The organism is Streptomyces sp. NPDC028635 (genome assembly GCF_040637635.1).
Taxonomy (GTDB): Bacteria; Actinomycetota; Actinomycetes; order Streptomycetales; family Streptomycetaceae; genus Streptomyces.
The window spans coordinates 23,781-36,040 of sequence record NZ_JBEZWX010000018.1 but is presented as its reverse complement, the minus strand read 5'-3'; the positions used below and the strand labels follow the sequence as shown (position 1 = coordinate 36,040).

The 12,260-nt window shown below is 72.6% G+C and carries 9 protein-coding genes; 3 read left to right on the top strand and 6 right to left on the bottom strand.

What is annotated here, in order from left to right; translation table 11 throughout:
• The first annotated feature begins 34 nt into the window (after window positions 1-34).
• Window positions 35-508, top strand: a complete 474-nt coding sequence (locus tag AB0E88_RS20375) for a pyridoxamine 5'-phosphate oxidase family protein (protein WP_361632212.1) — start codon at window positions 35-37, stop codon at window positions 506-508.
• Between the two features lie 56 nt (window positions 509-564).
• Here AB0E88_RS20375 and guaA read toward each other — a convergent pair whose 3' ends face one another.
• Window positions 565-2,145, bottom strand: coding sequence for a glutamine-hydrolyzing GMP synthase (guaA, locus tag AB0E88_RS20370; protein ID WP_361632210.1), 1,581 nt, complete (start codon window positions 2,143-2,145; stop codon window positions 565-567).
• A 338-nt stretch (window positions 2,146-2,483) separates the two neighbouring features.
• Between guaA and AB0E88_RS20365 the strand changes: the two genes are divergently transcribed.
• Window positions 2,484-2,771, top strand: a complete 288-nt coding sequence (locus AB0E88_RS20365; protein WP_361632208.1) for a chorismate mutase — start codon at window positions 2,484-2,486, stop codon at window positions 2,769-2,771.
• Between the two features lie 559 nt (window positions 2,772-3,330).
• Here the strand turns inward: AB0E88_RS20365 and AB0E88_RS20360 are convergent.
• Complete coding sequence (locus tag AB0E88_RS20360) at window positions 3,331-3,651, bottom strand: hypothetical protein (RefSeq protein ID WP_361632206.1); 321 nt, start codon at window positions 3,649-3,651, stop codon at window positions 3,331-3,333.
• A 119-nt stretch (window positions 3,652-3,770) separates the two neighbouring features.
• Between AB0E88_RS20360 and AB0E88_RS20355 the strand changes: the two genes are divergently transcribed.
• The gene (locus AB0E88_RS20355) at window positions 3,771-4,760 is read left to right on the top strand and encodes an LAETG motif-containing sortase-dependent surface protein (RefSeq protein ID WP_361632204.1); all 990 of its coding nucleotides are present in this window, start codon (window positions 3,771-3,773) and stop codon (window positions 4,758-4,760) included.
• A gap of 82 nt (window positions 4,761-4,842) precedes the next feature.
• On the opposite strand, the gene AB0E88_RS20350 is transcribed toward AB0E88_RS20355, so the two are convergent.
• The 4 genes from AB0E88_RS20350 to AB0E88_RS20335 all read right to left on the bottom strand — a co-directional run bounded on the left by AB0E88_RS20350 (window position 4,843) and on the right by AB0E88_RS20335 (window position 12,194).
• Entirely contained in the window at window positions 4,843-6,648 is a 1,806-nt protein-coding gene (locus AB0E88_RS20350) for a GMC family oxidoreductase (RefSeq protein ID WP_361632202.1), read from the bottom strand.
• A gap of 45 nt (window positions 6,649-6,693) precedes the next feature.
• The gene (locus AB0E88_RS20345; protein WP_361632200.1) at window positions 6,694-8,307 is read right to left on the bottom strand and encodes a succinic semialdehyde dehydrogenase; all 1,614 of its coding nucleotides are present in this window, start codon (window positions 8,305-8,307) and stop codon (window positions 6,694-6,696) included.
• Between the two features lie 281 nt (window positions 8,308-8,588).
• Complete coding sequence (locus AB0E88_RS20340; protein WP_361632198.1) at window positions 8,589-10,211, bottom strand: serine/threonine-protein kinase; 1,623 nt, start codon at window positions 10,209-10,211, stop codon at window positions 8,589-8,591.
• Between the two features lie 87 nt (window positions 10,212-10,298).
• Window positions 10,299-12,194 carry a serine/threonine-protein kinase gene (locus AB0E88_RS20335; protein ID WP_361632196.1) on the bottom strand — a complete coding sequence of 632 codons (1,896 nt, stop codon included), beginning with the start codon at window positions 12,192-12,194 and terminating at the stop codon, window positions 10,299-10,301.
• Between the last annotated feature and the right edge of the window lie 66 nt (window positions 12,195-12,260).

The following is a 12,260-nucleotide window of genomic DNA, read 5'->3' as shown; positions in this document are numbered from 1 at the left end:
AGAAGATGTCGCCTTTGGGTGCCAGACTCGCGGCATGACAGCGAACTGGGGTGCCTTCACCACCGCCGAGCCGGATCTCGCCAGGACCGTCGAGGAGCGCTTCCGCGCCTTCACCCACCATGTCCTCGCCACCGTGCGCAAGGACGGCTCGCCGCGCACCTCCGGGCTGGAGGCCGACTTCCGGCACGGCGAGCTGTGGCTGGGGATGATGCACGGCTCGCTCAAGGCGCGTGACCTGCACCGCGACCCGCGTTTCGCGCTCCAGGCGAACCCCGGGGACGGCACCGCGATGGGCGGCGGGGACGTACGGATCAGCGGCCGGGCGTACGAGGTGCCGGACGGTCCCGAGAAGTCCGCTTACACGGAAGAGGCGGAACCGCCGCAGCCGTTCCACCTCTTCCGCACCGAGCTGACCGAGGTCGTCAGGACCTCGGTGGAGGACGAGAAGTACCTCGTCGTCCAGGTCTGGAAGCCCGGTGAGCCCCTGCGCACGATCAAGCGCGTCTAGGGGGTGTCTCCGGGGCCCGGCGTTCGGTCAGGCCCCACGCGCTTGCCGGCGGGGAACTACTCCCACTCGATGGTGCCCGGCGGCTTGGAGGTCACGTCGAGGACGACGCGGTTGACGTCGCGCACCTCGTTGGTGATCCGCGTGGAGATCTTGGCGAGGACGTCGTACGGCAGCCGGGACCAGTCGGCGGTCATGGCGTCCTCGGAGGACACCGGGCGCAGCACGATCGGGTGGCCGTAGGTGCGGCCGTCGCCCTGGACGCCGACCGAGCGGACGTCCGCGAGCAGGACCACCGGGCACTGCCAGATGTCGCGGTCGAGGCCGGCCGCGCTCAGCTCCTCGCGGGCGATGGCGTCGGCGTCGCGCAGCAGGTCCAGGCGCTCCTTGGTGACCTCGCCGACGATGCGGATGCCGAGGCCGGGGCCGGGGAACGGCTGGCGCTGGACGATCTCCTCCGGCAGGCCCAGCTCCTGGCCGACCATCCGGACCTCGTCCTTGAACAGCTTGCGCAGCGGCTCGATCAGCTTGAACTCGAGGTCCTCGGGCAGGCCGCCGACGTTGTGGTGCGACTTGATGTTGGCGGTGCCGGTGCCGCCGCCGGACTCGACCACGTCCGGGTAGAGGGTGCCCTGGACCAGGAACTCCACGGCCGGGCCCTCGTCGGCGACGATCTCGGCCTGGGCCTGCTCGAAGACGCGGATGAACTCGCGGCCGATGATCTTCCGCTTCTCCTCGGGGTCGGTGACCCCCTTGAGCGCGGTGAGGAAGCGCTCCTCGGCGTCGACGACCTTCAGCTTGACGCCGGTCGCGGCGACGAAGTCCTTCTCGACCTGCTCGGTCTCGCCCTTGCGCATCAGGCCGTGGTCGACGTAGACGCAGGTGAGCTGCTCGCCGATGGCCTTCTGCACGAGGGCGGCGGCCACCGCGGAGTCGACGCCGCCGGACAGGCCGCAGATCGCGCGCTTGTCGCCGACCAGCTCGCGGATCGCCTCGACCTGCTCGTCGATGACGTTGCCCGTGGTCCAGTTCGGCTCGAGGCCCGCACCGCGGTACAGGAAGTGCTCCAGCACCTGCTGGCCGTGCGTGGAGTGCATGACCTCGGGGTGGTACTGGACGCCGTAGAGCTTCTTGTCGTCGTTCTCGAAGGCGGCGACCGGGACGACGTCCGTGGAAGCCGTCACCGTGAAGCCCTCGGGGGCGGCGGAGCAGGCGTCGCCGTGCGACATCCACACCGACTGCTCGGCCGGGGTGCCCTCGAAGAGGGTGGAGGAGGCGCGCGAGACGTGCAGCGGGGTGCGGCCGTACTCACGGGCGCCGCTGTTGTCGACGGTGCCGCCGAGCGCCTGCGCCATCAGCTGGAAGCCGTAGCACATGCCGAAGACGGGGACGCCGGACTCGAAGATCTCGCGGTCCAGGCGGGGGGCGCCCTCCTCGTACACGGACGAGGGGCCGCCGGAAAGGATGATCGCCGCCGGGTTCTTGGCGAGCATCTCGGCCACCGGCATGGTGCCGGGGACGATCTCGCTGTAGACCCGGGCCTCGCGGACGCGACGGGCGATGAGCTGGGCGTACTGCGCGCCGAAGTCGACGACCAGAACGGTGTCGGGGGCGGCGGCAGCGGGGGGCGCTGATGACACGGGAGCCTTCCGGCGGATCGGGCGGGGTCTCTGTGCTGGCCAATTCTACCGAGGTGGGGACCGGGAGCGGCCCCCGCTGCCCGGGGCGGGCCCGACAGTCGCGCATCTCACCATCCGGGCGATGTTGGACACCCCCGGCGGGCACGGCATACTGGGGCCATGCTCCAGCACCAGACCTTCGTCTTTACCTATGGCAACCGGCCCGCCGGCTGCCATGGTCGTGCTGCTTGAGCAACTGACAAGCACTTCCCAGGCGCCCCGGGCCGACAAGGTCCGGGGCGCCTGGTGTTTTCCGGATCTTGCCGCTCCGGGGCACCCCGTCCGACGAGGAGCCCCCTATGACCGCCACCGCCACCGACGTCACCGGCGCACACACCACCGAGGCCGCCGATGTGATCACCGGCGCCCGGGAGCGCATCGACGCGCTCGACGACCGGATCATCGGCCTGATCCAGGAACGCATGGCCGTCTCGGCCGTGATCCAGGAGGCCCGGATCACCTCCGGTGGCCGCCGGGTGAACCTCTCGCGCGAGATGGAGATCCTCGGCCGCTACCGGGACGCGCTCGGCAAGCCGGGCACCGCGCTCGCGATGACGATGCTCGAGCTGTGCCGGGGTCGCGTCTGAGCCCTCGTCCCCCGTCGCTCCTGCGTTCGCATCCGCTCTCACCCGTACGGAGCGTGACCGGGACTGGGCCGCTTCGTTGGTACCGGTGTCCGTGCCAGCCAGGGGCGGGCCCGAAAGAACCACGCGTGGCTCGCTGGAGCGATGAGACGTACGGATCGTGCCGTGCGTCGTGGGACCTCGCTCCAGGAAAGTGACCGGACGGCAGGGGACAGCAGCCCGGTCACCCAAGAGAACGGCCGGCCCCGGGGACGCCCGGGGCCGGCCGGCGGGAACCTGGAGACAGGAACCCGGATATATGCAAAATTTCATAAGGGCCGGGTCCAACGGTTGCGGGCACCCCCGTTCGTCCAGCACGATGCCGGACAGGCACAAGTCCCCCCGTATCCACCCGTATTGCCGTGCACCGATGCGGTGCCGGCCGTCATTGCCACCCGGAGAGACCAGCGGCGCAACCCCCCGGCGCCGCTTCCCCGAGGCACCGGCGCTGCCCTGACGTCGGTGCTGACGCAGAAGGGCCCCGCGGCGAGCTCCCGCGGGGCCCTTCCGTCGTACGCGCCCCTCAGATCCGGGAGACCGTCCCGCAGCCCCCCGAGCGGTCCGGGTCCAGCTCCTTGCTGCGGTCGTACGGGTCCGTCGCCGGCCCGGTCGGCGGGGCGCCCGTGGGCGCGGCCGAGGCGAACTGCGGGTGCAGGAAGCCGTCGTGGACCTCACAGGCCGAGTTGCCGGCCTCCTGGTCGTACCGGGTCACCGCGATTCTGCCGGGGGTGACCCCGTAGCGGTCCGGGTCGTACAGGTCGATGTCGAGCACGCGGCGGACGACCGTGCGGACCGTCGCGGCCGCCGTGGCCGTCGTCGCGCCCCTGCCTGTGACACAGCCCACATAAAAGTGCCGTGAAGACGGCACAACCATTCACAGGCTTCACGGATCCAACCTGCCGAAACCAGGGCCACATCCGCGCCGCCACGCGGAGCCCTCCAGACGGACTCCTTGAGGTCTTCATGAAGCTTCGCCGTGCCATGGCCACCGCGGCCGCTACGGCAGTGATAGCCCCGCTGGCGCTGCTCTCGGCGCCGGCGGCGTTCGCGGAGGACGGCGATACGACGTCCACGTCCGCCACCCCGACCGGCTCCGCCTCGCAGAGCGCGTCCTCGTCCGCCTCGGAGTCGACGTCGGCGAGCGCGAGCGCCTCGACGTCCGCGTCGGCCTCCGCTTCGCAGAGCCAGAGCACCTCGCCCTCGGCCTCCGCCTCCACGTCCGCCTCCGCCTCCACCAAGCCGTCCCCGTCGGCCTCCAAGAGCACCGACCCCGGTGACGGGGACTCGCCCGGCGAGTGCGCGGACTCGAAGGTCGACGTCGGCATCAGCGGCCTGCCGGGCAAGATCGCCGCGGGCAGCGGCTGGCACAAGTTCTCGCTGGACGTGACGAACAACTCCAAGTCCACGCTGCAGGACCTCGCCTACTTCGCGGGCGCGTCCTCCGACAAGGCGGGCGACAACCTCTTCAAGACGGGCCAGGTGCAGCTGCAGGCCTATGACCCGGACACCAAGTCCTGGGGCGACCTGAACGAGGACGGCTACGCGGTCGGCTTCGTCGGCTACACCGACGAGCTGAAGCCCGGCTACGAGGTCGACATCCCGATGCGCCTCAACGTGAAGGCGTCCGCCCCGGTGGGCTCCGGCTTCACGCTCGGCGCGACGATCTACGGCGACGACGACGCGCAGTGCACCGGGTTCGGTGACGTGGCGTACAAGTTCCAGATCGTGGCGGCCGACACCGACACCGACGGCACCAAGCCGCAGGAAGGCGGCGAGGCCCCGGTCACGGACAAGAAGCCGACCGGCAGCACGCCGAAGGTCGACGGCAGCCTCGCCGAGACCGGCTCCAGCTCCGCCCTGCCGATGATCGGCCTGGTCGGCGGTGCCGCTGTCGTCGCCGGTGCCGGTGCGATCGTCGTGGTGCGCCGCCGCAAGGGTTCCGCGACCGCGTGACACCACCGCACACGATGAGGGACCTGCGCTCGGAGGGGGGCGCAGGTCCCTTCGTCGTACGGCGGCCCGCAGACCGCCGGGGTCACTTCTTGGGCGGCACCGCCGGCATGCCCAGGAACGGCAGGCGCAGCGCGCCGAACGCGTCGGCGGGGACCGCCGGGGACTTCGGCTCGACCGGCTTCAGGCGCTCGTAGCCCGCTCCCTGAGCCGGGCGCGGGTCGGCCTCGCCCTTGTTGGGCCAGTACGACATCGCCCGCTCGGCCTGGGCGGTGATGGTCAGCGACGGGTTGACGCCCAGGTTCGCGGAGACCGCGGCGCCGTCCACCACCGAGATGCCGGGATGGCCGTACAGCCGGTGGTAGGGGTCGATCACGCCGGACTCGGGCGAGTCGCCGATCGGGCAGCCGCCGAGGAAGTGCGCGGTGAGCGGGGTGCCCATCAGCTCGCCGACGTTGGATCCGGCGAAGCCGTTGATCTCGGCGGCGAGCGCACTGGCGCCCTCGGTCGCGGCCTTGATCTGCTTGGGGTTGGGCGAGCCGTGGCCCTGGCGCGCGGTCAGCAGGCCCTTGCCCACACCGTCGGGCTTCAGATACGTCGTCAGCGAGTTGTCCAGGGACTGCATCACCAGGCCGATGATGGTGCGCTCCGACCACTTCCGGTTGGACAGGGAGCGCAGCACGAGCATGGGGTGCCGGGCGGCGTTGGCGAGCCAGGCGGCGACGCGGGAGCGGCCCTCGGCGTAGGGGACCTGGAGGATGGACAGGCTGCCCATCGAGTTGGAGCCCTTGCCGTAGCGGACCGGCTCGATGTGGGTGTTCTCGTCGGGGTGGATGGACGAGGTGATGGCGACCCCGCGGGTGAAGTCGGCCCGCGGATCGCCGGTGGCCCTGCGGTAGCGCCGGTCGTCGGTCTGCGCGCCGACCAGGGCCTCGGAGTTGGTGCGGGTCAGCTCGCCCAGCCGCGGCGAGAGATAGGGCAGGTTGCCGCTCGCCTTCATCCGGTGCAGCAGGGTCTGGGTGCCGTAGGTGCCGGCGGCGAGGACGACCCGGCGGGCGGTGAAGGTGCGGCCCCGGCCCTTCTTCTTGTTGTCGGTCGGCAGGGTGGCGACCGCGTAGCCGCCTCGGGAGTCGTCCGTGACGGAGACGACCGTGGTCATGGGGTGGACGACCGCGCCCGCCTTCTCGGCGAGGTACAGGTAGTTCTCGTTCAGGGTGTTCTTCGCGCCGTGCCGGCAGCCCGTCATGCACTCCCCGCACTCGACGCAGGCCCGCCGGGACGGTCCGGCGCCGCCGAAGTACGGGTCGGCGACCTGCCGGCCCGGCTCAGCCTTCGCCGTGCCGTCGGCGTCCTGGCCGTCGCCGAAGAACACGCCGACCGGTGCCATGTGGAAGGTGTCGCCGCAGCCCATCCGCTCCGCCGCCGCCTTCAGGTGCACGTCGGAGGGGGTCATGGTCGGGTTCAGACGCACCCCGAGCATGCGCTTGGCCTGGTCGTAGTACGGCGCCAGCTCCTCCTGCCAGTCGGTGATGTGCCGCCACTGGGGGTCGTCGAAGAAGGGCTTCGGCGGGACGTAGAGGGTGTTGGCGTAGTTGAGGGAGCCGCCGCCGACGCCCGCGCCCGCCAGCACCATCACGTTGCCGAGCAGGTGGATGCGCTGGATGCCGAACAGACCGAGCCTGGGCGCCCACAGGTAGTTCTTCAGATCCCAGCTGTTCCTCGGCAGGCTCTCCCGGGTGAAGCGGCGGCCGGCTTCCAGGACGCCGACGCGGTAGCCCTTCTCGGTGAGCCGGAGGGCGGTGACGGAACCGCCGAAGCCGGAGCCGACCACGAGGACGTCGTAGTCGTACCCGTCCTCGTCCCGGGCCTGGACAGACTGCTCCTGCGACACGTGCTCTCCTCGTCGAGAACGGAGGGGTCAGGGACGGGGTTGGGGCTAGCGGAGGCGGAACGCCTTCATCAGCCTCAGGCTGCGGTTCATGAACGCCGCGTACTGCTCGTCGGTCATGCCGAGCGACGGGGCCATCGGCAGCAGCCGCTGGTGGGCGACCGTCTGGGCCTCGGTGTACTTGAGGATGCCCTCGGAGCCGTGCCGGCGGCCGAGGCCGGAGTCCTTCATGCCGCCCATCGGGGACTGCACGCTGCCGTAGGCGGGCGCGTAGCCCTCGTTGATGTTGACGGTGCCGGTGCGCAGCCGGGCGGCGACGGCGCGGCCGCGCCGGGCGTCCTTGGTCCACACCGAGGAGTTCAGGCCGTACGGCGTGCCGTTGGCCTGCTCGATCGCCTCGTCCTCGGTCCGGAAGCGGTAGACCGACACGACCGGGCCGAAGGTCTCCTCGGTGCACACCGACATCGGCTCGGTGACGCCGTCGAGGATGGTCGGCTCGAAGAAGTACGGGCCGATGTCGGGGCGGGCCACCCCGCCGGCGACGACCTTCGCGCCCTTGGCCACGGCCTCCTCCACGTGCCGCTCGACGGTCTTCAGCTGCCGCTCCCCGACCAGCGAGCCCATGTCGGCGCCATAGGCGAGAGAGGTGCCGAGGCGCATGGCCTTGGTGCGGGCGGCGAAGCGCTCCAGGAAGGCGTCCGCGACCGACTCGTGGACGTAGAGCCGCTCGATGGAGATGCAGAGCTGACCGGCGGAGGAGAAGCAGCCGCGCACCGCGCCCGCGGCGGCCTTGTCGAGGTCGGCGTCCTCCAGCACCAGCATGGCGTTCTTGCCGCCGAGTTCGAGGGAGACGCCGACGAGGCGGGCGGCAGCGCGCTCGGCGACCTCGCGGCCGGTGCGGGTGGAGCCGGTGAAGGAGACGTAGTCGGCGTGCCTCACGACCTCCGGGCCGACCACGGGGCCGTCACCGATCACGACCTGGAAGACCTCGGCCGGCAGCCCTGCCTCGATGAGCAGGTCACGGGCCCACAGCGCGGTCAGGCAGGTCTCGGTGTCGGGCTTCATGACGACCGCGTTGCCCGCGACGAACGCCGGGAGCGCGTCGCCCACGGACAGCTCCAGCGGGTAGTTCCAGGGGGCGATCTGGCCGACGACACCGCGCGGGTGGCGCAGCTCGGTGACCTTGGTCAGGGTCGGCACGGCGCCGGTGTGCCGCTTGGGCCTGAGGTAGGCGGGGGCCTTGCGGCCGTAGTGGCGGGCGGCGACGGCGACGGCCTGCACCTCTTCGTGGGCGTGCAGCCGGGCCTTTCCGGTCTCCAGCTGGATCAGGTCCAGCACCTCGGCCTGCCGGGCGAGGACGAGGTCGTGGAAGCGCAGCAGGACGGCCGCGCGCTGCCGTACCGGGACCTGCGCCCACACGGCCTGGGCGGCGCGGGCGGCCGCGAAGGCGTTCTCCACGTCCTCGGGGGTGGACTCGGGCAGGTCCGCGAGCTTCTCCCCGGTGAACGGCGTGTGGTTGGCGGTCCGGCCGGAGCCGGCCACGCCCTTGGTGAGCTGGGCGACCAGCTCGGGGGTGACCACATCGGCGGCGGTGCGGGCGCCCTGAGGTGCGGGGGCGAGGGGGTTGGTGCCGGTCTTGGCCGGTGCCTGCGCGTCCGTCATGGGCGCAGGGTATGCCGCGGCGGAGCCTTTGTGTACCCGTCGGTAACGGGGATTCACCGACCGCTCACACCCCGCCAGCGATCGCTGGCAACAAATGCGCTGATCAGGGCGTTGGGGCGGCACCGCGGGATTCCCGTGGAGCGACCCCGAGCTTCAGCCGATCCCTGGCGCCCTTGAACAGCTCGGTGCCGCCGATCCCTGGCGCCCTTGGACAGCTCGGTGCCGTCGTGCTCCTGCACCGTGCCCTTCGGCATGTCGACGCGCGCCCGGGCGGGGCGCGTTCAGGGCTGGTCGACGTCGAGGTTGGCGATCGCCACGCGCGCCACGTCACGGCCCCGGGCGGTGAAGTCGCCCTTGCCCGGGTAGCTCACGGTCAGCTTGTACATGTCGCCGGACCGCGTGCGGTAGTAGAAGATCTGCACCTCGCGCGGGCGCGGGTGCTGGCTGTCGTTGGTGGTGTAGGTGAGGGTGTTGTGGGCGGCCTCGCGGCCGTGGAAGCTCTGGTTCCCTTGCGGCTCGGTCCGGGGACCGGACGGCATCTCCAGGTCGTACTCGCCGTTCTGCTTGAACTCGCCGTCGTCGGCGTACATCTGGGCGGTCGAGGAGTCGGCGATCTTCCCGCTGCTGTCCTCGGACTTCTTGTCCAGCGCCAGTCCGATCCAGATGCTGCCGCTGAGGTCGGTGTACGTCACCCAGTGGCCCTGGTCGTTCTTCGCGTCGGGCACGGCGCGCGCGTACTGCCCGGGGAAGGCGACCGTGGCGCGCAGCGCGCTCTCGTGCTGCGTCCTCCACCCGTCGGGCAGCGGCCCGGCGAACGGGTCGGCGAGCACCAGGTACGCCGCGACGACGGCGGCGATCAGGGCGGCGCCGAGGCCCAGCCAGGCTTTGCGGCCGAGCCTCGTGCCACGCCCGCCGCGCTCGGCGTACCGCACGGCCTGCGTCGGCTGCGGCGCGGGCGGCTCGGCGGCCGCCTCGAGCAGGGCACGGACCCGGTCGGCGGACGGGCGGTGCGCCGGGTCCTTGCGGAGCAGTCCGTTGATGGCCTCGGCGAGCGGGCCCGACGCCGAGGCGGGCGGGGCCGGCGTGGCGTTGAGGACGGACTGCAGGGTGGCGGGCGTGTTGCTGCGGCGGAACGGTGAGACGCCCTCCGTCGCCGCGTACAGCACCACGCCGAGGGACCACAGGTCGGAGGCGGGACCGGGGCGCTGCCCGAGCACCCGCTCCGGCGCGATGTACTCGGGCGAGCCGACGAAACCGCCGGTGTCGGTCAGCTGGGTCTCGCCCTCGATCCGGGCGATCCCGAAGTCGGTGAGGACGATCCGGTCGTGCCGGCCGAGCAGGATGTTGTCCGGTTTGACGTCCCGGTGCAGGATGCCCGCCGCGTGCGCGGCCTCCAGCGCGCCGAGCACCTCCAGTCCGATCCGCGCGGCCTCGCGCGCGTCGAGCGTGCCCTCCTGCAGGGCGGCGCCGAGCGAGCGGCCCCGCACCAGCTCCATCACGATCCACGGCCGGCCGTCGACCACGGCCACGTCGTGCACGTTGACGACCGCGGGGTGGTCCAGCCGGGCGGCCGCGCGCGCCTCGCGGCGCATCCGCTCGAAGGCGTTGTCCCGCTCCCGGTCGGGCAGGTGGTCGGGGACACGGGGCTCCTTGACGGCGACCTCCCGCTCCACCGTCTCGTCCTTGGCCCGCCACACCGTGCCCATGCCGCCGTGGCCGAGCTTGGCGAGCAGCCGGTAGCGGCCGGCGATGAGCCGCCCGGCACCCGGGTCGCCCTGCGCGGGAAGCGGCCGGGCCCCCGGGGCGGGCGGTGCCTGGGCCGGGGCCGCCGCCGGGTTCGGCGGCTGCAGGACAAAGCTGGTTGTTTCGTCGGCCCCGTGGCCGGCGCCCCCGTTGCTGCTCATGGAACCATCCATACCGTGTGCGGCGCGCCCGCTCCACCGGGAAACGCAAGTGGTCACAGACCCGTGACCGTTCGGGACCGGCCGCCCTCAGGAACGGGTGAACGTGTCGACGGCCACGTCGAAGTACTCCCGCGCCTCGCGGACCTTCCCGACCGGCGCCGACACCCACACGTCGTACAGCCGGCCGCCCTCCTCCCAGCACAGGTCGTAGCTGTGCCGGGCGCCCTCCGCGGCGGTGAAGCCGTTCCAGGTGAACTCCCACAGCGCGGCGGGACGTCCGCCGTGCGTGGTCTCGGTGACGGTGCCGGAGTGGTAACCGGGGTTGGTGTCGGCGCCCTGGGCGGCCTGACGGCGCATCACGGCGAGGGGTCCGCCGGGTTCGGGATCGGACACCTTGACGCCGAGGCGGAAGGAGTCGTCCGGCGAGAGGTAGAACACCCGCTCGCCCTGCGGCCTGCGGACGAAACCGTCGGGCACGGCGAGCCGGAAACCGGCGGGGTCGTCGGCGATCCGGTAGCCGGACGGCGCCACCGGCCGTGCCCCGTCGCCGGCCTGGGAACCGGTCGCGGAAGAGCCGGTGCCGGTGCCCACGGGGCCGGCGCTCGTCGGCGCGGGCCCCGGGGAGCGGGTGACCGTGACCGTCGCGGCCGGTGCCGTCGCCGGGGAACTCGCCCGGCCCGGCGCCCCCGGTGCGCCGCCGTCGTCGCCGCCCTGCATCAGCAGCGCCGCCGCCGACACGCCCGCACCGGCCATCGCCGCGACGAGGAACGCGGCCACCAGCGTGCCCCGCGTGGAGCGTTCGGGCGCCCGCCCCTGACCGGCCGGGGCACCGGAACGCGGCAGGCCGGCCTGGGTGGGCGTGTAGCCGGCCACGGCCTGCCCGGTGGCGTCCCGGGCCGGATCGGGCGTACGGCCGGACACGGCGCCCGGGACCGACCCCCAGCCGGGCGGCGAGGAACCCGTCCCGGCGCCCGGCACCGACCCGGGCGTGAACCCCGCGTCCGCCCCCGGGACGTACCCGGGCCCGGCGCCCGCCCCCACGGCCCCCGGCCCGAAACCCGCACCCGGAACGGCCCCCGGCCCGAAGCCCGCGCCAGCGCCCGCGTCAACGGCGGCCCCCGTACCCGCATCCGCGCCCGGGTCCGGGAGGGACCCGGTGTCGCGGAAGGCGCGCAGCAGCCGCTCGGCCTGCGTCGCGTCCAGCCGTCGCTCCGGATCGCGCTCCAGCAGCCCGCGTACGACGGGCAGCAGCGGCGCCGCCTGCTCCGGCGTACGGATCTCGTCGACCACGACGGCGTGCAGGATGCCGCCCAGCGAGTCGCGCCGGAAGGGCGACTCGCCGCTGAGGATCGTGCACAGCAGGGCGCCCAGCGACCACAGGTCGGAGGCAGGCCCGGTGGCCGTGCCCGACATCCGCTCGGGTGCGGTGTACTCCGGCGAGCCGACGAAGGACCCGGTCTCCGTCAGCGTGGTGGCGCCCGCGACCTGGGCGATCCCGAAGTCGGTGAGGACGACGCGGTCGGTGCCGGACTCGATCAGGACGTTCGCCGGTTTCAGGTCCCGGTGCAGCACCCCGGCGGCGTGTGCCGCGCTCAGCGCGCCCAGCAGGGCCACGCCGATCCGCGCGGCCTCGGCGGCGTCGACCGGGCCGCCGCGCGCGATCCGGTCGGCGAGCGTCCCGCCGTCGACCAGCTCCATCACGAGATAGGGCCGCCGGCCGTCGTCAACGACGTCGTGGACGACGACGATGTTCGGGTGCCGCAGTTGCGCGACCGCCCGGGCCTCGCGCAGCGTCCGGTCCCGCTGGGCCCGTGCCTGCTCGGCCGAGAGGGTCTCGTCGAGCGCGATCTCCTTCACCGCCACCCGCCGGCCCAGCAGCTGGTCGGTCGCCTGCCACACGATGCCCATGCCGCCCCGGCCCAGCCGTGCGTCGAGCCGGTAACGGCCCGCGATCACACGGGCATCCTCCCCCTCGGTCCCCATGCGCCCCATCATGCCGCACCGGACGGCCCCGCTCCGGGGCGCCGATCGGCCAACAGGGTTACCCGG

Excerpts from the sequence above, each read along its gene's own strand:
- AB0E88_RS20375 (WP_361632212.1), top strand. The coding sequence starts at position 35 with ATGACAGCGAACTGGGGTGCCTTCACCACCGCCGAGCCGGATCTCGCC.
- AB0E88_RS20365 (WP_361632208.1), top strand. The coding sequence starts at position 2,484 with ATGACCGCCACCGCCACCGACGTCACCGGCGCACACACCACCGAGGCC.
- AB0E88_RS20355 (WP_361632204.1), top strand. The coding sequence starts at position 3,771 with ATGAAGCTTCGCCGTGCCATGGCCACCGCGGCCGCTACGGCAGTGATA.
- AB0E88_RS20345 (WP_361632200.1), bottom strand. The coding sequence starts at position 8,307 with ATGACGGACGCGCAGGCACCGGCCAAGACCGGCACCAACCCCCTCGCC.
- AB0E88_RS20340 (WP_361632198.1), bottom strand. The coding sequence starts at position 10,211 with ATGAGCAGCAACGGGGGCGCCGGCCACGGGGCCGACGAAACAACCAGC.
- AB0E88_RS20335 (WP_361632196.1), bottom strand. The coding sequence starts at position 12,194 with ATGGGGACCGAGGGGGAGGATGCCCGTGTGATCGCGGGCCGTTACCGG.